Source organism: Sphingomonas sp., from assembly GCF_050725575.1.
Classification (GTDB): domain Bacteria; phylum Pseudomonadota; class Alphaproteobacteria; order Sphingomonadales; family Sphingomonadaceae; genus Sphingomonas.
The window spans coordinates 107,119-131,061 of sequence record NZ_JBOHHW010000011.1 but is presented as its reverse complement, the minus strand read 5'-3'; the positions used below and the strand labels follow the sequence as shown (position 1 = coordinate 131,061).

Here is a 23,943-nt window from a genome sequence, read left to right as displayed (position 1 = left end):
TCCGAAAAGGCATCACGAGTCGATGCGCGCCAGATCATGATAGTGGTACGCAGCCACCACGCGGCAAAGCCGAGCATCAGGATGATCGCCGGCACACCGCCAGTCATGATCAGCTCCAGAATGTCGTTGTGCGCATGGTTGGCATAGACCCGCGTTGCCGTCTGAGCATCCTCGAACTGCGGGAAGACGGCGCGGAAACCGCCGACACCCGATCCGAAGGGCATGAACGTACCGATCGCCTTGATCGTCCGGGACCAGAGCTGCGGCCGTCCCATTTCGGAGCCGGTGGCGAACTGGCCGCTCGACACATGCCCCCAGACCAGAACGGTCGCGACCACGCCGATCGCCAGGACGAAAACCCCGATCGCGCCGATCACGCCCATGCGAACCTTGCTATTGCCGCGCCGCAGCCGTGCGATCAGGAAGATCGATGCCATAGCGATCAGCGACAATCCCATGCCGGCCAGCGAGTTGGCGATCCAGACCCCAAACAGCGCAACCAGCACGATTGCGATCAGGACCAGCCAGCTGGCATTGGGCTTGGTCGATCCGCGCTGCGCAACGAACAAAGCAGTCGCCGCCGGAATCGACAGCACGCACAATGTCGCAAGATGATTGCTGTTGGCGAACAGGCCCGTCGCCTCACCACGATTGGAAATCTCATACAGATAGAAGGGCGATTGAATGCCTGTCATCCGTTGTGCGAGCCCAACACTGACCGACAGGATCAACAGCAGGATCAGCATGATGAACAGTGAGATGAGCCCGACGCGCGGCGCGCGCATGCCGATCAGCGCCGCGGCGATGACCGGCAGCAAGCTCAACGCGGCACCAATCGTGCCTTCCGGCGTCAAGCTGATCTGCCGCCACCCATTTTCGACGCCTGCGAGCGTCATACCTTGCGCGACGATACCGCGCCCCGGCAAGGCCGACCATAAGGCGGGCGGCAGCGGAATCAGCTGGAAGATCGCCAGGCCAAGCGCGCCGCATAGCAGCAGCAGCAGCCCTTTTTGCGTTCCGCCTGGATAATTATGCCGCGAAACGATCGCCAGGGCGATGCCCAGCGCGGCCGCGAACTGAATCGCGGCATTGGCGTAGACGCCGCCACGGGACGACCCGCCAAGAACGATGGCGACGCACAGGAAAAGCGTCGCGGGAACGATGGGCGTAGTGCGGTTCATGGCGTGACCGATGGCTGGGGCGACGGGATCGCCGATGTCGGCGTGGCAGCCAGGTCCGGCGCGGAGACAGGCGCGGTTGCGCGCTCGAACTGCACGCCTGCGATGCGGGCATTGAGGCGCACCGGGAATTCCGATGCGGCGCCGGTGAGCGACAGCGAGACCGCCTGGCACGTCTCGGGGACATCGAACGGCACCGACATCTGCGGCTTGCCGGTCGCATTGGTGTCGAGCGCAAGAGTCCCGATGAGGCGATTGCCGGGCAGGCAATAGATTTGCCAGGTCAGGGTCGTGCCGCCACTCGACGGTCCCTCGCTATTGGCGTTGGCCACCGTGCTGCGCAGGCGATAGCCGCCGGGCTGCAGGACGACGACCTGAGTCGCCAGCGTCACGGGCTTGCGTCCGGAATAGGACAGGTCGAGCCCATTATTGGTTTCCGCGCGATCACCGTCGGCGGCAGTCAGCTGCCAGTTGAACGGCGGCGGCCCCGGCATACCCCTGAAGTGTGCATCATAAGGCGTGTCGACACTGGCCAGTGCGGATTCGGGCAGATAGGAAACCCAGGCGAGATACGCCCGTTCATAATCCGCCTTGCCAATCAGGTCGGCGACAAATGCGGCGCGCTCCTGCTCGATCGTATAGACGTTGCTGTTGCCGGCATCCATGATCGCGAAGCGGATCGCCGGGTCGAACCCACTGGATTGCAACGTGCTGAGGAACGGCCCGCGCCAGCCCGGATTGCCCCGCAACGCCACGGCAATCTGCGAAATGTTACGGCGATCCTTGGCCAGACGGGCAAGGATCGGAACATAATTCGGATATTGCGACGGATCGACCGCAAGCAGCCGCAGCGTGCTGTTGGCTGCTTCCACCGTCTGGCCGGTTCGCATTTGATGATCGAGCCGCCACAGCCATGCCAGTCGAGTGCGCGGTTCGAGCGCGAGCGCATGCGCGACCAGCTTGGCCGCACGCTCCCCCTCACCCTTGGCCGTCGCATCGAGCGCAGCCAGCGCAAACGCCGTGCCGTCCAGCGGCTTGCTGGTCAGCCGCTGGTACAATCTCACCCTTTCGGCGGGGTCGAGCCTGACCGCCAGTCCGCCATTGAGGTCGATCAGCCGTGTCCGCAGAACCTCTGGGTCATCGCCAAGGACGAGGGTGACCGCATCGATCCGGCGGTTCGCGGCACGATAGACATGGCTGAGCGACGCCCAGCCAGTGGCAACGACGAGGACCCCCGCGAGCGCCCAACGCGTGGCGCTCGAATATAACAAGTTACGCTGCGGCATCGACGGTCAGTCAGGATTGACCGAGAGCTGGCGCTGCGGATCGGACTTCTTGTCGCCCGGCTCGCGGCCATAACCATAGCCATAGCCGTACCCATAGCCGTACCCGTAACCATAGCCGGAGGTGCGCGCGTTGAACTTGGTCAGCACAACGCCGATCAGATGCGATCCGGCTTCCTGCAGGCGTGCCACAGAGCGCTTCAACACCGGCCGGCGAATCCGCCCCGCCTGCACGATCAGGATCGTCGCTTCGCACATCGACGACAGCAACGGCGCATCGGCCAGGCCAAGGATCGGCGGCGAATCGATGATCACGATATCGACGATGCCCTCGGCCTCAGTCAGCAGCTCGCGCATCCGCCGTCCGGCGAGCAATTCGGCGGGGTTAGGCGGGATCGGTCCCGACGGCACGACATAGAGCTCATCGATGCTGGTACGTGCGATATGGTTGCGGATGCTGTCATGGCTGGCGAGCAACGACGACAGACCGCATTTCTCCTCCAGCTTCACCTTGAAGGTCGGCTTGCGCATGTCCGCGTCGATCAGCAGCACGGTGCGGCCCGAGCGCGCGAACTTCTGCGCGAGAGCGAGCGAGCTGACCGACTTGCCCTCGCCCGGTGCGCAACTGGTGATCAGGATCGACTTGGCGACGCCCCCGGCGGTGGCAAAGTCGATCGAGTTGCGCGCCGACGAATAGGCCTCGGACTGTTCCGAGGTCGGGTCGTTGAGCAATTCGGCCACCGCGTCGCCCTTCGGTGCGGTCGGCACCACGCCGAGCAGCGACAGCTTGAGCTTGTCCTTGATGTCATCGGGGTTCTTGACCGTGTCATCGATGAACTCGATGGCAAAGGCCAAGCCGACACCGAGCATCAGTCCCAGGAACAAGGCAAAGGCAAGGTTGCTGGGAATCGACGGCGCAAAGGGTGCGCCCGGCACCTTGGCGCGATCGATGATCGAAACCAGGCTGTTGGCCACACCGCCGGCCACGCCGACTTCCTTGTAGCGCTGCAGCAGGCCGTCATAGAGCTGACGGTTGGTATCCACCTCGCGCTGCAGGATGGTATATTGGATGCTGCGGCCGCGCAGGTCCATGACTGACGTCTTCAGGCCGTTGACCTTGCTGCGCAGGTCATTTTCCCGGCCGATAGCGGTAAGATATTCCGCCCGCAGATCGCCCGCAGCGGCGCCCGAGATGCTGCCCGAGGTCGATGCGATCTGACGTTGCAGCGACTGGATGCGCGCACGCAGCTGCTGCATTTCGGGGAAATCGGGTTTGTAGACGTTCAGCTTGTCCTGATACTCCGCATCAAGGGTCGCCTTCTGTCCGATCAGCCCCTGGACCGCGGAGCTCTGCACCACTTGTGACTGCGGTGCGGAGCGCAGCGCGTTGCGATATTTTTGTTCAGCGGCAATTCGATCGCTCTGCGCCGCGGACAAGGCCTCGTTCAACGTGACCAGCGAGGCGCTGTCCAGCGAACTGCTCGTCGTATCGCCGCCATCGTCGCCCTTGTTCTGATTGACAACGATGATGCCGGCCTTCTGGGCATATTCGACCAGCTGGCGCTCCGATGACTCGAGTTGCGCCTTCACCTTCGCAATGCGGTTTTCCAGGAAAGTGCGCGCATAGGAGGTCGCACCATATTGCCGCTCAAGATTGGAGGCGATGAAGCCGTCGGCAACCGCGTTGGACACGTCGGCGGCAAGTTGCGGCGACGGGCTGGTGAACGTGATGTTGATCAGCCGGCTGGCGGGAACGGGCACCACCGCGAGGTTGCGCTGGATCGTGCCTGCGCCAACGCGCGGGCGGTCGGGCCGGCCACTCTTGCCGTCAAGACCAAGGTCGGCGATCACGCGCTCGGCAAGCGAACGGCTCTTCAACAAGCCGATCTGCGTCGCCAGATATTGCGGATCGCGCACTGCCGTCTGACGGTTGCCACGATCATTATTCGAAGTGATGTCTTCCTGGGCGAGCGCAATCTCGACCTGCGCAGCCGACTTGTACATCGGCGTCGCGAGCAGCGAAACGGCCAGCCCAAGCAGCAAGGCCAGGATCGTGCAACCGGCAATCAGCCAGCGCCATTTGGTCAGGACACGCCAGATCTCATGCGGATCGATCTCGGCGATCGCTCCTTCGGCCGGCGGCGCGGCGCGAAACGGGACCAGCCCCGCCGAGCGGGGGTCGACCAGCGCAGTCTGACCGGGGCCGCGCAACGCGCGATCTTCGGGACGCGGTTGATACTCGTTCATGAAACCCCCGAATCGTAAATCATGTCAGGCGTGGTGCAGGTCATCGTCAGAACGGCCTGAAAATAGCGAGCAACGGCACCGTGCTCAGCGCGTCGCGGAAATTCTGCCGCGCCTTGCTGCCATCGACGACGATGATATCGTTGCCGAAAATCTCCGGATCCGGCTGGATGCCGCGGCGAATGTCGGTCAGATCGAACGATGCGGCCTGACGCTGCCCCTTGATCGTGCGGAACACGACCACGCGGCGCGGATTGGCATCGGTATCAGTGCCACGCGCCAGCGCGATCGCCTGGATCAATGTGGTTGATCCCGCAATCGGATAAATGCCCGCTTGCTTGACCGAGCCGTCGATCGTGACGCGCTGGCTGGTCGCGCTCTTCACCGCCACGCGCACTTCGGGCGACTGCAGATATTTGGCGCCAAGCTTGGTCGCGAGTTCGCTGGACAATTGGTCGGTCGTCTTACCGGCGGCTTCGACCTGACCAATGAGCGGCATGGCAAAGTTGCCGGTCACATCGACCGTCACATCGCCCGACAGGTCAGGCACGCGGTAGACTGCGACGGATAAAGTGTCGCCGGGACCGATATGATAGCTGTCGTCGGTCTTGAGCGCGACGGGCGCGTCGGGCGAGCCGAAATCCTGGACACCATAGGGTACCGTGCCGCCGCGTTTGTCGGCGCAACCCGCCAACGCAAGCGACATCATGGCAACAAGCCACATCCTGCGGCGAAGCAGATGTAGGCCGCCAAGGAATTCCCTGCGGCCGCGTTCAGCGTGAGCGATCAATGCCAGCTCCATAAATTCAACGGCGAAGGGGCCCCCTCGCATGATCGTGGCGGTTTAGCACCCGGCCCGCTGGAATCAACCCGACAGGGAATCAAGGCGGCGTTACCGCCAACTCCCGAATCCCGTCGCTCCAACAACCTGGCTGCTATTCTTGCGATTTTATTTCGACCCGGAACCGGTGATCACCGTCCGGACCGTCCGGAACAGGATCAGCGCATCAAGCCAGGCCGATAAATATTTGATATAATAGAAATCATAGCAGAGTTTGTAATGCACGTCGTCAATCTCCGCGACATGTCCCTGATTGACCTGCGCCCATCCGGTGATGCCGGGCTTCACGACGTGGCGATAGCTGTAGAAAGGCAGCTCGCGCTGATACCAGCTCGACAGCGACAACGCCTCCGGGCGCGGCCCGATCCAGCTCATTTCACCGCGCAGGATATTGAGAATCTGCGGGATCTCGTCGATCCGCGTGCGCCGCAGGAACTTGCCGACGCGGGTGATGCGATAATCCTCATTCTGTGTCATCGCCCGGCGGCGTTCATCGTCGCCGCTCGTCGCGCCCGCCGGCAATGTCCGCATCGTGCGGAACTTGTAGACTTGGAACGGCTTGCCGCGAAATCCCATGCGCTGCTGACGAAACAACACCGGCCCGCTCGAATCGAGCTTGATCGCGATGGCGACCATCGTCAGCAGCGGCAACAACAACGGCAGGAGAATGATCGCCGCCGCCACATCGCCCAATTGCTTGAGCTTGCCATAGCCTTCGTTGGGCGCGAGCGAGCCTAGGCCGTTCTCCGAAATATGTTCGATCTCAAGTTGCCCGGTAATCGATTCGAGCAACTGCTTCAGATGATAGACCGGAATGCCCTCCAGCGCCGCGTCGGCCAGCAGCCGCTCCCACTCATCGTCGATATCGGCGCGCAAATCGACGACAATGCCCGAGCCCGGCGACGCCGGCAGTGTCGGCTCGTGCATGTGCACCCATTCGACATTGCCGATTCCCTCCAGCCGCGAAATATCGCCGGTCGGAACGACATGGAACACATAGGCGGTCGATCGCAGCCCGAAATAACACAGCATGAAGAAGGTGACGATCGACAGCCCGAGGCTCGCGAGCAGCACCGACACGACATAGTCGAAGCGGAATGCGAGCAACACCGCCGTGACCAGGCCATAGGAGGTGAAGAAGGACGGCAACACATATTCATAGGCGCGCACGCCCGGAAAATTGCGGAACCGGCGAAACAGCATGATGCCGAGCAGCACCGCGATCGTCACTGCGATCATCGAATTGAAATTGGTGCTGTATTTGAGAATGCCCCGAGGCATGAAATTCGCGCGCGCGATAACCGGCAGCGCGACCGCTACCAGCAAGCCTATAGCCAGCTGGACGCGCAGGCGCTCGGCCGGCGATTTCACAACCCCATGATGCCTCTGCAATCGCGACTGCAGCATTATTGAACGCCCCCTATTAGGCCCCGATCAACAGAATACGCGCGGATCGGGCAGTACAAATGTTGCCTAATTGGGTCCACATGCTTGCGGTTCCCCAAACAAGTCCTCTAGATCAACAACTTACACCGGACGACGCTTACGGTATTGTAAGAATCAGACCCGGAGGCAACACATTCGAGCGACGCCCGCGCCCATACGCCATCATCAATGACATATACAAACACTTCGCAGGTGCAGCGTTCTCTCCGCGGGACAGAACGAACTGAACGCGAAAAAGGATCCCGACAAACTGATCGGGACAATTGCCCCGTTGATCAGCACCGTAAACTCGTGCTTTGGCGCAGGCCATGAAGGACCGATCATGAACGGCAGAGAGCCACCGCCCGGCGGGGACACACCGGTCATATTCTTCAACCGCTTCTATGCGCCAGACCATAGTGCGACCGCGCAGATCCTGTCGGACCTGGCGGAATATCTCGCCGGTAATGGCCATGACGTCACCGTGGTGACCAGCAGAGCGATATACGGCCAGGATCAGGGATTGCTGCCGCCCCGCGAGGAACGCCGCGGCGTCACCGTCGTACGGACCGCCACGCCGGGACGACGGCGCGGCATGGCGGGCCGGATTGGGGCGTACCTGGCATATTACATAACGGCGTTCTTCGCAGCACTCCGTCTGGCACGCCGCGGCACCATCCTTGTCGTGAAGACCGATCCGCCTTTGTTATCCGTGCCGATCGCCCTCGCAGCCCGTCTGCGCCGCGCGACTCTGGTTCATTGGGTGCAGGATCTCTACCCCGAGATTGCCGGCGCTTATGGCATGCGCCTCGCCGACGGGCCGATCGGCAAGCTTTTCGCCGCGATCCGCAATTGGTCCTTTCGCCGGGCATCGGCGGTCGTGGCGATCGGCGACCTGATGGCCGAGCGAATCGAGCGCATGCGCGTGATGCGCGACAGGATCGCAGTGATCCCCAACTGGTCGAATGACGTCGATATCACGCCCTCTGCGGTCCGCTCGCCGGCACTCCGGCATGATTGGAATATCCCGGCGGATGCCTTCGTCCTCGAATATTCGGGCAATCTTGGCCGTGCGCATGAATATGAGACATTGCTTGATGCCGCGATTGCGCTGCGCGACCGGCGCGACATCATCTTCCTGTTCATCGGCGGCGGCCATATGTCGGACCAGCTTGCCGCGCGGGTCGACAAACTCGGCCTGACCAGCTTTCGGTTCGCCCCCTATCAGCCACGCGAACGCCTGTCCGAATCGCTGGGCGCCGGCGATGCGCATTGGGTCTCGCTCCGTCCGGCATTCGAAGGCCTGGTCGTACCGAGCAAGGTCTTCGGAATCTGCGCGGCCGCGCGGCCGGTCATCGCCGTATGCGCCATGGACGGTGAATTGGTCCGCCTGCTTGAGCCAGGCTATGCCTGCCTTGCTGCGGCCCCGGGCGACGCTGCGGCACTCGCAGCCGCCATCACGACGCTCGCCGACGATCGTCCGCGCGGCGACAGGATGGGAAGTGTTGCGCGCGATGTCCTCGATCGTCACTATACCAAGGCCCGAACGCTGGAGCGATGGCGCACGCTGCTGGATCGGATGGGACGGGGGCAGACGAGAATCGTTGGCACAGCGCAACAAAATCGCGTGTCGGACGTATAGCGATCCAACGACCAGAAAATGATGTAAGACGGCCAAAGTGGGAATTTTCGGAAAGTTCGGGCGTAAGCAGCCCAAGGCCCCCCGTATACCAAGCGGTCCGCCCGACGCCCGCGCCTATGCGATCGGCGACGTGCATGGCCGACTCGACCTGCTCCGCGCGCTGATCGACGAGATTGCCGCGGATCGCCGCGCCAATCCCTGCCAGCGCGAATATATTATCTTCCTCGGCGACCTGATCGACCGCGGACCCGATTCGCGCGGCGTTCTCGATTTTCTGCTGCAAGCGCGAAATTTCCTGCCCATGCCGGTCTTCGTGATGGGCAATCATGAGGAGATGTTGCTGCGGGTTCTGGAACGCGATACCGACCAGTTTCGTGACTGGCTACGCTATGGCGGTTACGAATGCGCGCAAAGCTATGGGGTGGAGGTCGGGCGACTCGCCCTGCTCGATTCGGCGGCCGCGGCATCTTTTGTGCGGCGCGCAATTCCCGACGATCATTTGGCCTTTATCGACAGTTTTGTAGATAGTTTTCAGTTCGGCGATTATCTGTTCGTGCACGCAGGCATCAGACCGGGTGTCCCAATACGAGAACAGACAATTCAAGACTTGCGCTGGATTCGTGAAGATTTTCTCGACAGTACAGTCGACCATGAGCTTATTGTTGTCCACGGGCACACAATTAGCGATGGCCCCGACGAACAACTCAATCGAATTGGTATCGACACTGGCGCCTATACATCGGGTATTTTGACCGCCTTGTGCATCGAGGGAACCGGAAGGCGCTATCTGACAGCTCGTTTTTGATTGGAACTTTGTCGGATGTGGGGCGTTGCGCCTTGGAATTTCGATCTTTGTCAGGCCGGAGGGTCGATTTTCGGGTAGACAAATCCACATGCCGTCGGTATCGGATTTTGTGAGCCTACAAGTTGATGCGGTTAAAGGGAGACTGAAATGAAATTTTCGCGGGTGACCGCCGCCATCCTCATGGCGAGCCTTTCGTCGCCGCTGATCGCGGCGTCGGAGCAGACTGTTGGCAAATTGACCACGGCCAGCCAGGGCACGTTCGTTGCTCGTGAGGGCAAGCTGATCGCAGCTTATCCTGGCCAGTCGCTTTACACCGGTGACCGCGTCCTGACGCGCGGCAAGGCCAACGCCAAGGTTTCGATGGCCGGCTGCAGCTACACGCTCGCACCGACCTCGATCTTGTCGGTCGGCAAGTCGGCCTGCCTCACGGCGCCGAAGTCCTTTGCGGTTGCGCAGGACAGCGGCGATACGGGTTCGGGCGAAGGTTCGGGTTCGGGCGGCACGATCGTCGCTGTGCTGGCGGCAATTGCCGTTGGCGCCGGCATCTATGTCGCAGTCGACAACAACGACAGCGAACCAGCCAGCCCGTAATCGTCTGGCGATACGAAATCGAACGGGGTCGAACGCAAGTTCGGCCCCGTTTTCGTATGGGCGCGGATTCCGATCGCCAGATTTCGATCGACTGCACCACACCCTGCGAGATGACGCCTCCGGCTCTCTCATATTGGCTTTACGAGGCTGAGGCCGATTTCGAATCGGTTGCCCGATTCGCCAGATACCAGTCGACGGTCGCTGCCAGACCTTCCCGAAAGCCGATTTCCGGACGCCAATCGAGCGACCGTTCGATTCGGGACGGATCGATTGCATAGCGACGGTCATGCCCGGCCCGGTCTTCGACGAAGCGAATCAGGCTCCGCCGCCTGCCGGTCGGCAATGGCATTCGTTCGTCGACGAGGTCGCAGATCATCGCGACGACCGCGACATTGTTATGCTCCTCGCGCCCGCCGACGACATAGGTCGCCCCAGGTTCACCGCGAGTCATGACCAGTTCCAGGGCACGCGCATGGTCCGCAACGTGCAGCCAGTCACGTACATTCGCCCCCGTCCCATACACCGGCAAGGTCAGGCCGGCGGCGGCACGAGTGATGGTCAGCGGAATCAGTTTTTCGGGATATTGGTGCGGCCCGTAATTGTTGCTGCAGTTCGACAGTACGACCGGCAGGCCATAAGTGTGATGCCATGCCCGTACGAGATGATCCGCCGCTGCTTTAGACGCCGAATAGGGTGATGACGGCCGATACGCCGACTCTTCGCTGAACAGACTGTCGTCGAATGGAAGATCGCCGAACACCTCGTCGGTGGAGACGTGATGGAAGCGGAAGGCCCCCTTCCCCCTGACATCCAGCGACCGCCAATGATCGAGTGCCGCCTCGAGCATATGGAAAGTGCCAGTGATATTGGTTTCGATGAACACGGCCGGCCCATCGATCGACCGGTCGACATGGCTTTCCGCCGCAAGATGCATGATCGCATCAACCCGCTCCCCACCGAGAATCTCGTCGATCAGGCGCCGGTCCGCGATGTCGCCCTGGACGAAGCGATAATTCGGCGATCCCTCGACTTCGGCAAGGGCAGTGTGCGATGCGGCATAGGTCATCTTGTCGAGGTTGATCACGCGCGTCCGGCCGCCGGCCACGAGATGCCGGCACACAGCGGAACCGATGAACCCCGCACCGCCGGTGACGAGCACGGTCCGTTCGCGAGCATTGGCGACGACCCGCATTATGCCGCTTGCGCCGCACAATGGCGCAGATAGCGCGCATAGTCGGTCTTGCCGAGCAGGTCGGCCCGCGTCATCAATGCGGCGGGCTCGAGATAACCGAGGTCGAGGGCAATTTCTTCCGGGCACGCGATCTTGATTCCCTGCCGCCGCTCGATCGTGCGCACGAACGACGACGCGTCATGCAGCGAATCATGGGTTCCCGTATCGAGCCACGCATAACCGCGTCCCAGCCGCCCGATGTCGAGCGTCCCCGCCGCGAGATAAGCGCGGAGCACATCGACGATCTCCAATTCATTTCGCGCCGACGGTTTCAGCTCTCGTGCAATCGCGCCGACATTGGCCGGACAGAAATAGAGCCCGGTCAGCGCCCAGTTCGACAGCGGAACATCGGGCTTTTCCTCGATCGTCGCGGCCTTGCCATCTGCGGCGAATGATACCACGCCGTACCGTTCCGGATCATCGACCTGATAGGCGAACACCGTCGCCAATCCTGTCTCCGCCGCCGCCGCCGCCGTACGGCACTTCGTTCCCAGCCCGTCACCGTGAAAGATATTGTCCCCCAGGATGAGCGCGCAGGGCTCTCCGCCAAGAAATTCCTCGGCGATCAGAAAGGCTTCAGGCAATCCGCGCGGCGCCTCCTGCTCGGCATAGCTGAGCGAGATTCCGAACACCGAACCATCGCCCAGCAACAGCCGGAACATCGGCATGTCGCGCGGGGTGGAGATGACCAGGATGTCGCGGATGCCGGCGAGCATCAGCACCGACAGCGGATAATAGATCATCGGCTTGTCGAACACTGGCAGCAGCTGTTTCGAAATCGCCAGCGTCGCCGGATACAATCGCGTACCGCTGCCGCCCGCCAAGATAATGCCCTTCATCGCCCCCGACCTGTCCTTTCCAGAACGATCGGGTTTAATGCGGATAGGTTAAAGCTCTCTGGTTAACGCAGCAGATCGATCGCAAAGGCGCGTACCGTCCCGCCAATATCCTCGCGACCCAACGCGACGGCCAGATTGGCCTGCACATAGCCGGCCTTATCACCGCAATCATAGCGCCGGCCGTCAAAGGTCACGCCGTGAAACGGCTGGTCGCCGATCATCCGCGCCATCGCATCGGTCAGCTGGATCTCGCCGCCCGCCCCTTTTTCCTGCGTCTCCAGCACGCGCATCACCTCGGGTTGAAGAATATAGCGGCCGATCACCGACAGGTTGGACGGCGCGGTGCCGGGTCGGGGCTTTTCGACCAGGCCGCGCACTTCGGTCAGCGCCCCGTCGCGAGCGCCCGGCGTGATGACGCCGTACATGTGTGTCTGATCCTCGGGCACTTCCTGCGCGCAGATCAGATTGCCGCCGACCTTGTTGTACGCCTCGACCATCTGTTTGAGGCAGCCCGGGTCACCAACCATGAAATCATCAGCAAGCAGCACCGCGAACGGCTCGTCACCGACGATATGCCGCGCGCACCATACGGCATGGCCCAAACCCATCGGCTCCTGCTGCCGGACATAGGCCACCTGGCCCGGGTTCAGACGCGTCTGGTGAAGCAGATCCATCGACTTGCCGCGATGCGCCATCGTCGTTTCCAGCTCATAGGCGATGTCGAAATGGTCCTCGATCGCCGACTTGCCGCGCCCGGTGACGAAGATCATCTGCTCGATCCCCGCCTCGATCGCTTCATCCACCGCATATTGGATTAGCGGCCGATCGACCACCGGTAGCATTTCCTTGGGCAAAGCCTTGGTCGCCGGCAAGAATCGCGTGCCCAGCCCACCGACAGGGAATACGGCCTTGCGAAGCGGCTTGAAACTCATCGCGTTCAATCCTGAAATACAGTGCGTGTGAGCCGTAAGAGCCTTGCAACGCTATTGGAAGGGGGAGTTGCTGTTGTTAAGCAGGCTGCGGCAATAGGGGGAGTATTGCCGCAGGAACCGTGGGGGGGACAAGATCGAATGAGCAGCGCGGCGCTGTCACGCGACCAGAATCTCGACCTGTTGCGCGCCGTCGCGGTGCTCTCGGTCGTGCTCTATCATTTGCTGCAATGGTCGCCGTTCGATCCGCCATGGCTCGATGGGATCGCGCATTATGGCGCTTATGGCGTCGATTTGTTCTTCATCCTGTCCGGTTTCCTGATTGGCTCGATCTATTGGCGCGAGGAGCGCGACGCCGGACAAGTCCAGCTGATGCGGTTTCTCAAGCGCCGCTGGCTGCGCACGATTCCGCCCTATCTCGGAGCGCTATTGCTCGCCTGGGGCGCGGTCTGGTATGCGCGCGGCGAAGTATTCGACTGGCGCTATCTGCTGTTCTTGCAAAATTACGGTCCCGAACTTCCCTATTTCCTGGTCAGCTGGTCGCTCTGTGTCGAAGAGCATTTCTATCTCGTCGTGCCATCGCTGATGGGCCTGACGCGGACCTTCAAGCCGATCCGGCCCGTGTTGCTGGCGATCGGCGTGATCGCGCCGATCCTGTTCCGTCTCCATGACGCGCCGGTCGGGGTGACCGCGCCATTCGGCTATTATCACACCGCCTCACATCTTCATTTCGAAGGCCTGACGCTCGGTTTCGCGCTCGCCTGGCTCAACGCGAGCCGGCCGATCTGGTGGGCGATGGCGAGTCATGCCGCGCGCTGGCTGGTGATTCCGCTTTTCGCGCTGTGCTGGGTTGGCGCGGGAGCCTCACCTGAGGTCGGTTATATCGTGATGACAAGCTGCGTCGCCCTGCTGTTCGGCGTGCTGTTGCTGGCCGTCGCCGGGCGCAGGCCGATCGCCGGCGGTGCGTTTGCCGCGCCGGTGCGGATGGTCGCGATCACCTCCTACAGCGTCTATCTCGTACACCCGCTGATGATTCATATCGGCAACATTATCAACCAGCGCGTCGATTTCATCGGCAACGGGCTGACGCTGTTGATAGTCTGGCCGGCACTCATCGCCGGGTTCGGTTATGCTTTCTATTATATCGTCGAGCGAGGTTCGCTGGCGCTGCGCGACCTGTGGGCGCCAAGCGACTTTGCCGGCGGCGGCCTCGAACATCCCTTGGCGCTCACCGTCACGGACCGTCCGATCGCCGAAGAGATTGGCCAGGTGCCGCTGGTCATCCCACTGGTCACCCCCTAAGCCACCAACGGATCAGCATCGCCACCACGCCGAGCGCGGCCACGCTGGCCGCCCAGATCGCCGCCATCCAGGCGAGGCGTTTCCATAACGGGTCGGCCTCGCTTTCCATCAATGATAACCGTCGGTGCCGACCTTGCCGCGGAACACCCAATAGGCCCAGCCGGTATAGCCAAGGATGATCGGGATCATGACCCCTGCCCCGATCAGCATGAAGACCTGGCTCGATTCGGGAGCGGCCGCATCCCAAATCGTGACCTGATCGGGCACAAAGAAGGGGTACATGCTGATGCCGAGGCCGACAAAGCAGAGGGCGAAGACCGCTAGCACCAGCAGGAACGGCAAGGATTGCGCCCCGCGGCCAAGCGCGTGCCAGAAGGCAAGGCTCAACGCAGCAATCAGCAACGGGACGAGCGCGGTCAGCAACAGGCCCGGCATCTGGAACCAGCGGCTATAATAATCATGGTCGAGAAAAGGCGTCGCCAGACTCACCGCGCCAATCGCGACGAGGGTGATGGGCCCCGACCATCGGGCCAGCCGATAGGCATGTTGCTGCGCTCCACCCTCGGTCTTGGCGATCAGCCAGGTCGCGCCGAGCAGCGCATAGCCCGACACCACGCTCACCCCGGTCAGTAGGGTGAAAGGCGTCAGCCAGTCGAGCCAGCCACCACCATAGGCCCGCCCATCGACCGCGATGCCCTGCAACAGCGCGCCCAACGCGATACCCTGCGCCAGCGCCGCCGTCACCGATCCCGCGGTGAAGGCGACATCCCAGAAAGCACGGTGCCGCGGATCGCGCCAGCGGAACTCGAACGCAACGCCGCGAAACACCAGCCCGAGCAGCATCGCGATGATCGGCGGATAGAGTGCGGGCAGAATGATCGCATAGGCCAGCGGGAATGCCGCCATCAGCCCGCCGCCACCAAGAACCAGCCAGGTCTCGTTGCCGTCCCATACCGGCGCGATCGTATTCATTGCCTGGTCGCGCTGCTCGCCGACGTCGAACGCCGGAAACAGAATACCAATGCCCAGGTCGAAACCATCGAGCACGACATAAGCGAACACGGCAAAGGCGATGATGAATGCCCAGATCGTTGCGAGATCCGCATTGGCGCTCATTGCTGAACCTCCGTCGGATGCTGCGCGGGCGATGGCATGATCCCGGCGGTACGGATCGGTGCATCCTGGATATAGGGTTCCCCGGCCTGGGGGCCCTTCTGGATCAGCTTCAATATGTACCAGGTGCCAATCCCGAACACCGCGAAATAGATGACCACGAACGCGACCAGCGATGCGCCAACCGCCGGTGCCGCGAGCGGCGATGCGCTATGGGTGGTGCGCAACAGATTATAGACGGTGAAGGGCTGGCGCCCGACCTCGGTCGTGATCCAGCCCGCGATCACCGCCACGAAGCCTGCCGGCCCCATGACCAATGCCGCACGGTGCAGCCAGGTCCAGTCGTACAGCCTGCCGCGTACCCGAGCGACGAGGCTCCACAGCCCAAGCCCCAGCATCGCCATGCCAAGCCCCACCATCACCCGGAACGACCAGAAGATAATCGCGACCGGCGGCTCCCGATCGTCGGGGATGGTGTCGAGGCCGGCGAGCGGCGCGTTCAGGTCATGCTTGAGGATCAGCGACGAGACCTTGGGAATCTCGATCGAATAATCGATACGCTTTTCCCTCGCATTGGGCACACCGAACAGGATCAGCGGCGCGCCGTCCGGATGGCTCTCATAATGTCCTTCCATCGCCATCACCTTGGCCGGCTGGTGCTCGAGCGTGTTCAGGCCCTGCCGATCCCCCGCGAATATCTGAACCGGTGCGACCAGCGCCGCCATCCACATCGCCATGGAGAACATGGTGCGGGCGGCCTCGTTCGACGCAGTCGGGTGAGGACTCGCCGCGGCGACCGACGGCTCGGTCGAACCGGTCGACGGCGCGGATTTGCCGCGACGCGCCTTCAGGAGATGCCAGGCGCCCGCCGCCCCGACCACCAGCGCGGTGGTCAGATAGGCGCCGATCACAGTGTGGGCGAGCCGATAGGGAAAGCTCGGGTTGAAGATGATCGCCGCCCAGCTCGGCCCCGGCACGAACTGCCCTGCGGTGTTGATCTCGAACCCGGTTGGGGTGTGCATCCAGCTGTTCGCCGAGAGAATCCAGAAGGCCGAGATGAAGGTGCCGGTCGCGACGCAGCATGTCGCCGCGAAATGCAGCCCCTTCCCAACCTTCTTCATGCCGAACAGCATCACACCCAGGAAACCGGCCTCAAGGAAGAAGGCGGTCAATACTTCGTACGCCATCAATGGTCCGAGAATCGGCCCGGTCTTGTCGGAAAAGACCGCCCAGTTGGTGCCAAACTGATAGGACATGACGATGCCCGAGACGACGCCCATCGCGAAAGCGATGGCGAAGATCTTTATCCAGAAACGGAACAGGTCGAGATAGACCTGTTTGCCGGTCCGAAGCCATAATCCTTCGAGCACCGCGAGATAGCTCGCCAGCCCGATCGAAAAGGCGGGAAAAATGAAATGAAAGCTGACGGTGAAGGCGAACTGGATTCGGGCCAGGACAATCGGATCGAACGCATCGAACATCGTAGCACCTCTGTCGGCCCTGTGCGCTTATGGCCGATCCGGTGCAAGGGCGTGCAATGCAAGCGCCAGTGCGCGCAACATCCCATCGTGCCGCAACACGCCCGCGACGAGCTTAACGCCGACTATATGCGAATGGCGCAAATCCATATGGCAATCTCATGCCGCTCAATCCGATATCGCACATCGGCACTTCCGCCACGGAAAAACCCCCTCCATGTCGGCCCGAACGATTCTGAAGCTGCGCGTCGCGCAAAGCACGCACGTCACCAATGACATCGCCCATGCCTATGACCGCGCCGGCGCGCGCTATCTCAATTATGCTGACGGTACAGCCGGGGATCTATTCGATTTCGGCAGCGGCTACCACTATGGCGATCGACGCATCTGGCAGGCGATCGAAGCCAAATTGGTCGGCTTTGCCGAGGCCGGACACCAAAGGCTGACCGTGCTCGACGCTGGGTGCGGCCCCGGCACATGGCTGCGCCGCGTCGTCACGCGCGCGCATCTTCTCGGCATCCCCGAGATTTGCGCAACCGGTTTTGACATTTCCGGCGAGCAGATCGCCATTGCGCGGCTCCAGACGAGCACCCTGCGACAGCTTCCCGGTGTCAGGCTGCGTCTCGAAGAGCGCGACCTGGCTACACCCTTGAGCGAGGAAGACGCGTCGATCGACCTGTGCCTGTGCCTCAATGGCGTACTCAACCATATGCCCGCCGCCCATCGCGCGTCCGTCGCCGCCGACCTCGCCCGCGTCACGGCGGGCAAATTGTTCGTCACCGTACGCACCTGCGGAAGCCAGCCATCGATCTTTATCGACCGGATCGATGCAGCGACCGATTTCCATCATGACGACCGCACCGATCGGCTCGAGATCAACCTGCGCGACGGCCATCGCGTCGAATTCGACCTGCATCTGTTTCATGCCAGCGAAGTGCGGGCGCTGTTCGCGCCACATATCGACATCATTCGCCTGTCCGGGATCGACATCTTCCACAGCCGCTTCACGCCCGATCCACGCTGGAACCCCGCCGAAGGAGCCGAGGACGCAGCATTCCACCGCGACCTCGAACTATTGGAACAGGCTTATGCGGCGGATCCCCATTTCATCGACCATGCCACGCATGTCCTGATGATCGCGGAGCCACAGCAGATGATGGAACGCTGAACCGGTCGCGGCCCGAAGCTATGGCTTCGGCACGGCTCCTGCCGGCGGCGCGCCGGCACCCGGGCCGCCAGCGCCTTGCTGCATCATCTGTTGTTGCATCTGCATCTGGCGAAGCTTCGCCTCGGGGATGAAGTCGAGCAGTTCGACGTCGAACACCAGGACCGAATTGGCCGGAATCGTACCGCTCGTCTTGTCGCCATAACCAAGACTTGGCTTGATCCAGAAACGATATTTGCCGCCCTTGGGCATCAGTTTCAACGCTTCGGAGAAGCCGGGAACGACGCCCGTTACCTGCAAGGGTATGGGTTGCGGCGACTTGTCGAAGGTCGTGCCGTCGGTCAGCTTGCCCTCATAATTGATCAACACAACATCGCTGTCGGTCGGCTTGCCCCCCTTGCCTGCCGTCAATATTTTGTACTGCAAGCCCGATGGTGTCTCGACGATGGTCTTGTCTGCGCTGCGGTTTTTGGCGAGGAAGGTTGCGCCCGAGGTGACCTGCGCGCGCGAATAATCCATGTACTTGATGACACCGAGCGTCGCGGCGACGCCGATGGCGATCCCGATCAGCCCGAAGATCAGCGCGCGACCGTTGCCTGGTTTAGATCCGGGCGCCACGACGGGCTTGGGAGGAATCGACGCCATCGGCTGCTCTTTCATTAGGTCGGCAACGCGCAGCGTGCGCGAAACGATCGGGATTATTGGCCCGGAGGCGGCGTGCCGGCACTCGGGGGTATAGCACCGGGGGGCATGGCGCCTGGAGCACCGCCCTGTTGTTGCATCATCTGTTGTTGCAGCTGTTGCTGCATCTGCATCTCTTGCAACTTTGCCTGGGAGATGAAATCAAGCAGTTCGACGTCGAAAATGAGCACCGAATTGGCCGGAATCGGGCCGGTCACCTTATCGCCATAGCCAAGGCTCGGCTTGACCCAGAAGCGGTACTTGGCGCCCTTCGGCATCAGCTTCAATGCTTCGCTAAACCCTGGCACGACGCCGGTGACTGGAAACGGAGTCGGCTGCTGCGACTTGTCGAAGGTTGTGCCGTTGGTCAGCTTGCCTTCGTAATTGACCAGCACGACATCGGTATCGGTTGGGCGTGCATCGCCGCTGCCGGGCGCGACGATCTTGTACTGCAGCCCCGACAGAGTCTGCACAACGCCCTTGTCGCGCTTGTTCTTCGCCAGATAACCGATCACCGGATCGACCGGCGCCATCTGCGCGAGCCCCACGGCACCGATCAGCGCCAGCGCGATCCCGAGCCACAGATACACCAGCACGCGCCGCTTGGTAGGCTGCAACGGAACCGCGGTGACTGAGGACATCGGCGCTTATCCTGACGCGGTGCCGCCAGGGACACCAAAGTGAAGGAACTTGAGAGCAGTCACGGGAGCCTCAATGGCTCCCGTTGGGCACTTACCGTGCGCCGTCACGCTCCAGGCGCTTACGCTCAAGCTTGCGGGCGCGGCGGACCGCTGCCGCACGCTCGCGAGCGCGCTTTTCCGACGGCTTTTCATAATGCCGGCGCAGCTTCATTTCGCGGTAGACGCCTTCGCGCTGCAGCTTCTTCTTCAGGGCACGCAGGGCCTGGTCGACGTTATTGTCGCGAACGATGATTTGCATAAACCGGTGCAGCTCCGAATCAATAGATACAGGGCGTCGCAGACATAGGTCCGCGCCGCGAAGGCGTGCGCCCTACCAGTGACCGACGTGCTTTTCAAGACGAAAGGGATTTCAGGATGAAACGGCATGTTTGCGGCCCACGCCATGCCCCGCTATGCCCCGCGCCATGACTGGCGCATCCCTGACCCTGTATAACAGCCTCACCCGCTCACTCGAAACATTCGAGCCGATCGATCCGTCACTGGTGCGCGTCTATACCTGTGGCCCGACGGTCTATAATTATCAGCATATCGGCAATATGCGCGCCTTCCTGTTCGCCGACACGCTTGGCCGCGTGTTGCGCTGGAAGGGCTGGCCGACCAAGCACATCATCAACATCACCGATGTCGGGCATCTGACCTCGGATGCCGATGCCGGCGACGACAAGATGGAAAAGGCCGCCGCCGCCCAGGCGAAATCGATCTGGGAGATCGCCGCGCATTACACCGATGCGTTCAAGCACGACGTCGCTCGCCTCAATATCGTGCCGCCAGCCGAATGGACCGTCGCGACCGACCATATCGCGCAGATGATCGACTTCGCCGAGAAGATCGCGCCCGCACATTGCTACGAGATCGATTCGGGTCTGTATTTCGATTCGAGTAGCGTGCCCGATTATGGTCGCCTCGCCCGTACCGTCTCTGATGAGGGCGAGAGCCGCATCGACCCGGTCTCGGGCAAGCGTCATCCGCAGGACTTCGCGATCTGGCGCAAATCACCGGAGGGCGAACAGCGCCAGATGGAATGGGATTCACCCTGGGGCAAGGGCGCGCCGGGCTGGCATCTCGAATGCTCAGTGATGAGCCATGAGCATCTCGGCCATCCCTTCGACATCCATACCGGCGGTATCGATCACCGCGAGATCCATCATCCGAACGAGATTGCTCAGAACCAGGCGTTCTGCTCGTGTGGCGACAGCGGTGCGCGGATCTGGATGCACAACAACTTCCTAGTAGATCGCGGCGGCAAGATGTCGAAATCGACCGGCGAGTTCCTCAAGCTGCAAGTGCTGGTCGATGCCGGCTATCACCCCCTCGCCTATCGCCTGCTGTGCCTGCAGGCGCACTATCGCAGCGAACTGGAGTTCACCTGGGGCAATCTCGCCGCCGCCGCGACGCGGTTGAAGCGGCTCGTCCAGTCGATCGAGCGCCTGCACAGCGATACAATTGGCACTACGGACAGCGCTACTGCGTATCTCGCACGGCTCGATGAAGCGGTATCCGATGACCTCGCCACTCCACGCGCCTTGCCGGTGCTGGAAGAAATGATTGCCGACAAGCGGCTTCCCGCCGCTGATCGCCTCGCGACGCTGACCGCGTTCGATGCCGTGCTCGGCCTTCAACTTTCCAGCCTCACCCGTGCCGATCTGCGCGTGCGGCCGGCCAATGCAACGCTCACCACCGAAGCCATCGACGCCCACCTGACCGACCGCAAACAGGCGCGCGCCGACAAGGATTTCGCCCGCTCCGATGCGATCCGCGACGAACTGGCCGCTTCGGGAGTCGAGGTTATGGACGGTGACCCGTTGGGCTGGGACTGGAAACTGAACGCCTGACCTGCCCCCTGACGGCGATAGGCGACTGACTAGGAGATTGCCAAGATCATGAAAGCCGTTCTCCCCGCCCTCGCCCGCCCTTTGCTCGAACCGCATCTTCCTGCCGATCTCGAGATCGCCTGGTTCACTTCGCGCGAAGAGGCCGAGCAGATGGTGCTCGATGCCGACATCGCCTGGGTCGACATGCAGCGCTCGGGCCATTCGGGTGAAGTCGCAGCGCTTGGCACGCGGCTCAAATGGCTCTCGACCATTTTCGCCGGCCTCGACGCCTTCCCGCTCGACCTGCTCAAGGAACGCGGCATCACCGTTACCAACGGCACCGGCATCAACGCTGTCGCGGTGGCCGAATATGCGGTGATGGGCGTACTCACCGCGGCCAAGCGCTTCGACGAAGTTGTCCGCCTCGCCGACCGCCATGAATGGACCATCGCCGCGCCGGGCCAGGTCGAGTTGCTCGATACGACCGCGCTGATCATCGGCTATGGCGCGATCGGCAAGCTGATCGGCGACCGGCTCACGGCATTTGGTGTGACAGTGACCGGCGTCACTCGCTCGGGCCGTAACGGCACGCTGACACCGGACGCATGGCGCGGCAAACTCGGCGACTTCGACTGGGTAATCCTCGCGGCCCCCTCAACCGGCGAGACCAAGGCGATGTTCGGCGCTGAAGAATTTGCCGCGATGAAGCGGAGTGCCTGGCTGATTAACATCGCGCGCGGCGACATGGTCGACCAGGACGCGCTGATCGAGGCGCTGACCGCACGCCGCATCGCCGGGGCATTCCTCGATACCGTCACGCCCGAACCGCTGCCGCCCGAGCACCCCCTTTGGGACGCGCCCAATGCGATCCACACCATGCATCTTTCCGGCCGCAGCCAGACCAAGATGTTCCAGCGTGCCGGCGTCCTGTTCCTGAAGAATCTCGACGCCTTTTTGGCTGGCCGCCCAATGGAGAATGTCGTCGATCTCGCCGCCGGCTATTGACCCGAATGCAGCAATTTACCCTAATGGGGAAATTCTCGCTTGCCCGCATTACCCCAACTGGGTAATGGCCAGTTTATGACGACGATGGCCGGCCTCAAGATCAAGCGCTTCCGCGAGGAACGCGCACTCACCCGGGCGGCGTTCGGTGCGTGGTACAGCGCGCCGGGCAGCACGGTTCAGGGCTGGGAAGAGGATGGCAAACGCGCCAGCGGCCCGGTCGTCAACCAGATCGCGGCGAACGGTATCGCCACCCATGCCGACTGGTACATTGCAATACGCACGGAGAATGACATGAGCACCTGGGCCCCCGACAGCTGGACCAAGGCCGAGGCGCGACAGCTTCCGACCTATGCTGACCCGGTCGCGCTGGACGCCGCGACCGACGCGCTGGAGAAATTCCCGCCTTTGGTTTTCGCCGGCGAGGCGCGCAACCTGACTGCCGATCTTGCCAAGGTCGCAGAAGGCAAGGCGTTCCTGCTGCAGGGTGGCGATTGCGCCGAAAGCTTTGCCGAGCATAGCGCGAACAACATTCGCGACACGTTCCGCGTGCTGCTGCAGATGGCCGTCGTGCTGACCTATGCATCGAAGCTGCCGGTGGTAAAGCTCGGCCGCATGGCAGGCCAGTTCGCCAAGCCGCGCTCCGCCGATACCGAGATCCAGGGCGATGTGGAGCTGCCCGCCTATCGCGGCGACATCGTCAACGATATCGACTTCACCGCGGCCGGGCGCCAGCCCGACCCGCAGCGCATGATCCGCGCCTATTCGCAATCGGCCGCGACGCTCAACCTGCTGCGCGCTTTCGCGACCGGCGGCTATGCGAACCTGCACCAGGTGCATCGTTGGACGCACGACTATATGGGCCGCAGCCCGTGGGCGAAGAAATATTCCGACGTTGCCGACCGCATCGGCGAGGCGCTCGATTTCATGGAAGCGTGCGGCATCAGCCCCGAGACCGTGCCGCAGCTGAGCCAGACGCAATTCTATACCAGCCATGAGGCGCTGTTGCTGCGCTACGAACAGGCACTGACGCGGCAAGATTCGCTCACCGGCGACTGGTACGACACCAGCGCGCATATGCTGTGGATCGGCGACCGCACTCGTTTCGAGGGGTCGGCGCATGTCGAATATTTGCGCGGCATCGGCAACCCGATCGGCATGAAGTGCGGGCCCAGCCTTGAGCCCGACGCTCTGTTGCGTCTGCTCGACACGCTCAACCCGGCACGCGTTCCCGGCCGCATGACGCTGATCACGCGCTATGGCCATGACAAGATCGAGGCTGGCCTGCCCAAGCTGGTCCGCGCGGTGCTGCGCGAAGGCCATCCAGTGGTGTGGAGTTGCGACCCGATGCACGGCAACGTGATCAAGGCCGCAAACGGCTATAAGACGCGGCCGTTCGAGCGCATTCTCGCCGAGGTGCGCGGCTTCTTCGCCGTGCATCGTGCGGAGGGGTCGATCGCGGGGGGCATCCATGCCGAAATGACCGGCCAGAACGTCACCGAGTGCACCGGCGGCGCGGTCGATGTGACCGAACAGTCGCTGGCCGACCGCTATCACACGCATTGCGACCCGCGGCTGAATGCCGGGCAGAGCCTTGAGCTTGCGTTCCTGCTTGCCGAAATGCTCAATGTGGAAATGGCGGAGCGGCGGCGGGCAGCCGCCTGACAAACGACGGAAGATCG

The 23,943-nt window shown here is 62.2% G+C and carries 22 protein-coding genes; 8 read left to right on the top strand and 14 right to left on the bottom strand.

All coding sequences use genetic code 11. From position 1 onward, the window contains the following. The 5 genes from ACRECS_RS10305 to ACRECS_RS10285 form a co-directional block, all read right to left on the bottom strand. On the bottom strand, positions 1 to 1,181 hold a 1,181-nt coding region (locus ACRECS_RS10305), incomplete at its 3' end, for an O-antigen ligase family protein (protein ID WP_431582872.1). Next, positions 1,178 to 2,449: a tetratricopeptide repeat protein gene (locus ACRECS_RS10300; protein ID WP_431582871.1), complete on the bottom strand. Its 1,272-nt coding sequence runs from the start codon at positions 2,447 to 2,449 to the stop codon at positions 1,178 to 1,180. The genes ACRECS_RS10300 and ACRECS_RS10305, both read right to left, overlap by 4 nt. A gap of 21 nt (positions 2,450 to 2,470) precedes the next feature. Next, complete coding sequence (locus ACRECS_RS10295) at positions 2,471 to 4,708, bottom strand: GumC family protein (RefSeq protein WP_431582870.1); 2,238 nt, start codon at positions 4,706 to 4,708, stop codon at positions 2,471 to 2,473. A 46-nt stretch (positions 4,709 to 4,754) separates the two neighbouring features. Next, a complete protein-coding gene (locus ACRECS_RS10290) occupies positions 4,755 to 5,414 on the bottom strand; it encodes a polysaccharide biosynthesis/export family protein (protein WP_431582869.1) in 660 nt (219 codons plus the stop codon). A 240-nt stretch (positions 5,415 to 5,654) separates the two neighbouring features. Next, positions 5,655 to 6,827, bottom strand: a complete 1,173-nt coding sequence (locus tag ACRECS_RS10285) for a sugar transferase (protein ID WP_431582868.1) — start codon at positions 6,825 to 6,827, stop codon at positions 5,655 to 5,657. 487 nt (positions 6,828 to 7,314) lie between these two features. On the opposite strand from ACRECS_RS10285, the gene ACRECS_RS10280 reads away from it, so the two are divergent. From ACRECS_RS10280 to ACRECS_RS10270, 3 genes are all read left to right on the top strand, one after another. Next, complete coding sequence (locus tag ACRECS_RS10280; RefSeq protein ID WP_431582867.1) at positions 7,315 to 8,613, top strand: glycosyltransferase family 4 protein; 1,299 nt, start codon at positions 7,315 to 7,317, stop codon at positions 8,611 to 8,613. Between the two features lie 37 nt (positions 8,614 to 8,650). Further along, positions 8,651 to 9,418, top strand: coding sequence for a metallophosphoesterase family protein (locus ACRECS_RS10275; RefSeq protein ID WP_431582866.1), 768 nt, complete (start codon positions 8,651 to 8,653; stop codon positions 9,416 to 9,418). A gap of 147 nt (positions 9,419 to 9,565) precedes the next feature. Next, positions 9,566 to 10,009, top strand: a complete 444-nt coding sequence (locus ACRECS_RS10270) for a hypothetical protein (protein ID WP_431582865.1) — start codon at positions 9,566 to 9,568, stop codon at positions 10,007 to 10,009. Positions 10,010 to 10,148: 139 nt separating this feature from the next. Here the strand turns inward: ACRECS_RS10270 and rfbB are convergent, their stop codons facing one another. The 3 genes from rfbB to galU form a co-directional block, all read right to left on the bottom strand. Further along, entirely contained in the window at positions 10,149 to 11,201 is a 1,053-nt protein-coding gene (gene rfbB / locus ACRECS_RS10265; protein WP_431582864.1) for a dTDP-glucose 4,6-dehydratase, read from the bottom strand. Continuing rightward, a complete protein-coding gene (rfbA, locus tag ACRECS_RS10260; RefSeq protein WP_431582863.1) occupies positions 11,201 to 12,079 on the bottom strand; it encodes a glucose-1-phosphate thymidylyltransferase RfbA in 879 nt (292 codons plus the stop codon). The genes rfbB and rfbA overlap by 1 nt, the downstream gene beginning before the upstream one ends. 62 nt (positions 12,080 to 12,141) lie before the next feature. Continuing rightward, the gene (galU, locus tag ACRECS_RS10255; RefSeq protein ID WP_431582862.1) at positions 12,142 to 13,011 is read right to left on the bottom strand and encodes a UTP--glucose-1-phosphate uridylyltransferase GalU; all 870 of its coding nucleotides are present in this window, start codon (positions 13,009 to 13,011) and stop codon (positions 12,142 to 12,144) included. A 138-nt stretch (positions 13,012 to 13,149) separates the two neighbouring features. Here galU and ACRECS_RS10250 point away from each other — a divergent pair, with 138 nt between their 5' ends. Beyond that, positions 13,150 to 14,310, top strand: coding sequence for an acyltransferase family protein (locus ACRECS_RS10250; RefSeq protein ID WP_431582861.1), 1,161 nt, complete (start codon positions 13,150 to 13,152; stop codon positions 14,308 to 14,310). Here ACRECS_RS10250 and ACRECS_RS10245 read toward each other — a convergent pair. Genes ACRECS_RS10245 through ACRECS_RS10235 form a run of 3 tightly spaced genes read right to left on the bottom strand, consistent with a single transcriptional unit; the run spans position 14,300 to position 16,904 of the window. Then, a complete protein-coding gene (locus tag ACRECS_RS10245) occupies positions 14,300 to 14,419 on the bottom strand; it encodes a DUF2474 family protein (RefSeq protein ID WP_431582860.1) in 120 nt (39 codons plus the stop codon). The genes ACRECS_RS10250 and ACRECS_RS10245 overlap by 11 nt on opposite strands. After that, the gene (cydB, locus tag ACRECS_RS10240; protein WP_431582859.1) at positions 14,419 to 15,426 is read right to left on the bottom strand and encodes a cytochrome d ubiquinol oxidase subunit II; all 1,008 of its coding nucleotides are present in this window, start codon (positions 15,424 to 15,426) and stop codon (positions 14,419 to 14,421) included. Before cydB ends, ACRECS_RS10245 begins: the two co-directional genes overlap by 1 nt. Continuing rightward, positions 15,423 to 16,904 carry a cytochrome ubiquinol oxidase subunit I gene (locus tag ACRECS_RS10235; protein WP_431582858.1) on the bottom strand — a complete coding sequence of 494 codons (1,482 nt, stop codon included), beginning with the start codon at positions 16,902 to 16,904 and terminating at the stop codon, positions 15,423 to 15,425. The genes cydB and ACRECS_RS10235 overlap by 4 nt, the downstream gene beginning before the upstream one ends. Positions 16,905 to 17,118: 214 nt before the next feature. Here ACRECS_RS10235 and ACRECS_RS10230 point away from each other — a divergent pair, with 214 nt between their 5' ends. Next, positions 17,119 to 18,069, top strand: coding sequence for a class I SAM-dependent methyltransferase (locus tag ACRECS_RS10230; protein WP_431582857.1), 951 nt, complete (start codon positions 17,119 to 17,121; stop codon positions 18,067 to 18,069). Positions 18,070 to 18,087: 18 nt separating this feature from the next. Here ACRECS_RS10230 and ACRECS_RS10225 read toward each other — a convergent pair whose 3' ends face one another. The 3 genes from ACRECS_RS10225 to rpsU all read right to left on the bottom strand — a co-directional run bounded on the left by ACRECS_RS10225 (position 18,088) and on the right by rpsU (position 19,686). Continuing rightward, complete coding sequence (locus ACRECS_RS10225) at positions 18,088 to 18,711, bottom strand: FKBP-type peptidyl-prolyl cis-trans isomerase (RefSeq protein ID WP_431582856.1); 624 nt, start codon at positions 18,709 to 18,711, stop codon at positions 18,088 to 18,090. A gap of 53 nt (positions 18,712 to 18,764) precedes the next feature. Further along, positions 18,765 to 19,388: an FKBP-type peptidyl-prolyl cis-trans isomerase gene (locus ACRECS_RS10220; protein ID WP_431582855.1), complete on the bottom strand. Its 624-nt coding sequence runs from the start codon at positions 19,386 to 19,388 to the stop codon at positions 18,765 to 18,767. Between the two features lie 91 nt (positions 19,389 to 19,479). Next, positions 19,480 to 19,686: a 30S ribosomal protein S21 gene (gene rpsU, locus ACRECS_RS10215; RefSeq protein ID WP_034160206.1), complete on the bottom strand. Its 207-nt coding sequence runs from the start codon at positions 19,684 to 19,686 to the stop codon at positions 19,480 to 19,482. 166 nt (positions 19,687 to 19,852) lie between these two features. Here rpsU and cysS point away from each other — a divergent pair, with 166 nt between their 5' ends. The 3 genes from cysS to ACRECS_RS10200 all read left to right on the top strand — a co-directional run bounded on the left by cysS (position 19,853) and on the right by ACRECS_RS10200 (position 23,926). After that, positions 19,853 to 21,280: a cysteine--tRNA ligase gene (cysS, locus tag ACRECS_RS10210; RefSeq protein WP_431582854.1), complete on the top strand. Its 1,428-nt coding sequence runs from the start codon at positions 19,853 to 19,855 to the stop codon at positions 21,278 to 21,280. 48 nt (positions 21,281 to 21,328) lie between these two features. Further along, the gene (locus tag ACRECS_RS10205; protein WP_431582853.1) at positions 21,329 to 22,264 is read left to right on the top strand and encodes a D-2-hydroxyacid dehydrogenase; all 936 of its coding nucleotides are present in this window, start codon (positions 21,329 to 21,331) and stop codon (positions 22,262 to 22,264) included. 291 nt (positions 22,265 to 22,555) lie between these two features. Continuing rightward, positions 22,556 to 23,926 carry a class II 3-deoxy-7-phosphoheptulonate synthase gene (locus ACRECS_RS10200; protein WP_431582875.1) on the top strand — a complete coding sequence of 457 codons (1,371 nt, stop codon included), beginning with the start codon at positions 22,556 to 22,558 and terminating at the stop codon, positions 23,924 to 23,926. The last annotated feature ends 17 nt before the right edge of the window (positions 23,927 to 23,943 follow it).

What these genes read in the sequence shown, in the direction of transcription:
- ACRECS_RS10295 (WP_431582870.1), bottom strand. Translation starts at nt 4,708, where the DNA reads ATGAACGAGTATCAACCGCGTCCCGAAGATCGCGCGTTGCGCGGCCCC.
- ACRECS_RS10290 (WP_431582869.1), bottom strand. Translation starts at nt 5,414, where the DNA reads ATGATGTCGCTTGCGTTGGCGGGTTGCGCCGACAAACGCGGCGGCACG.
- ACRECS_RS10285 (WP_431582868.1), bottom strand. Translation starts at nt 6,827, where the DNA reads ATGCCTCGGGGCATTCTCAAATACAGCACCAATTTCAATTCGATGATC.
- ACRECS_RS10280 (WP_431582867.1), top strand. Translation starts at nt 7,315, where the DNA reads ATGAACGGCAGAGAGCCACCGCCCGGCGGGGACACACCGGTCATATTC.
- ACRECS_RS10270 (WP_431582865.1), top strand. Translation starts at nt 9,566, where the DNA reads ATGAAATTTTCGCGGGTGACCGCCGCCATCCTCATGGCGAGCCTTTCG.
- rfbB (WP_431582864.1), bottom strand. Translation starts at nt 11,201, where the DNA reads ATGCGGGTCGTCGCCAATGCTCGCGAACGGACCGTGCTCGTCACCGGC.
- rfbA (WP_431582863.1), bottom strand. Translation starts at nt 12,079, where the DNA reads ATGAAGGGCATTATCTTGGCGGGCGGCAGCGGTACGCGATTGTATCCG.
- galU (WP_431582862.1), bottom strand. Translation starts at nt 13,011, where the DNA reads ATGAGTTTCAAGCCGCTTCGCAAGGCCGTATTCCCTGTCGGTGGGCTG.
- ACRECS_RS10250 (WP_431582861.1), top strand. Translation starts at nt 13,150, where the DNA reads ATGAGCAGCGCGGCGCTGTCACGCGACCAGAATCTCGACCTGTTGCGC.
- ACRECS_RS10245 (WP_431582860.1), bottom strand. Translation starts at nt 14,419, where the DNA reads ATGGAAAGCGAGGCCGACCCGTTATGGAAACGCCTCGCCTGGATGGCG.
- cydB (WP_431582859.1), bottom strand. Translation starts at nt 15,426, where the DNA reads ATGAGCGCCAATGCGGATCTCGCAACGATCTGGGCATTCATCATCGCC.
- ACRECS_RS10235 (WP_431582858.1), bottom strand. Translation starts at nt 16,904, where the DNA reads ATGTTCGATGCGTTCGATCCGATTGTCCTGGCCCGAATCCAGTTCGCC.
- ACRECS_RS10230 (WP_431582857.1), top strand. Translation starts at nt 17,119, where the DNA reads ATGTCGGCCCGAACGATTCTGAAGCTGCGCGTCGCGCAAAGCACGCAC.
- ACRECS_RS10225 (WP_431582856.1), bottom strand. Translation starts at nt 18,711, where the DNA reads ATGGCGTCGATTCCTCCCAAGCCCGTCGTGGCGCCCGGATCTAAACCA.
- ACRECS_RS10220 (WP_431582855.1), bottom strand. Translation starts at nt 19,388, where the DNA reads ATGTCCTCAGTCACCGCGGTTCCGTTGCAGCCTACCAAGCGGCGCGTG.
- rpsU (WP_034160206.1), bottom strand. Translation starts at nt 19,686, where the DNA reads ATGCAAATCATCGTTCGCGACAATAACGTCGACCAGGCCCTGCGTGCC.
- cysS (WP_431582854.1), top strand. Translation starts at nt 19,853, where the DNA reads ATGACTGGCGCATCCCTGACCCTGTATAACAGCCTCACCCGCTCACTC.
- ACRECS_RS10205 (WP_431582853.1), top strand. Translation starts at nt 21,329, where the DNA reads ATGAAAGCCGTTCTCCCCGCCCTCGCCCGCCCTTTGCTCGAACCGCAT.
- ACRECS_RS10200 (WP_431582875.1), top strand. Translation starts at nt 22,556, where the DNA reads ATGAGCACCTGGGCCCCCGACAGCTGGACCAAGGCCGAGGCGCGACAG.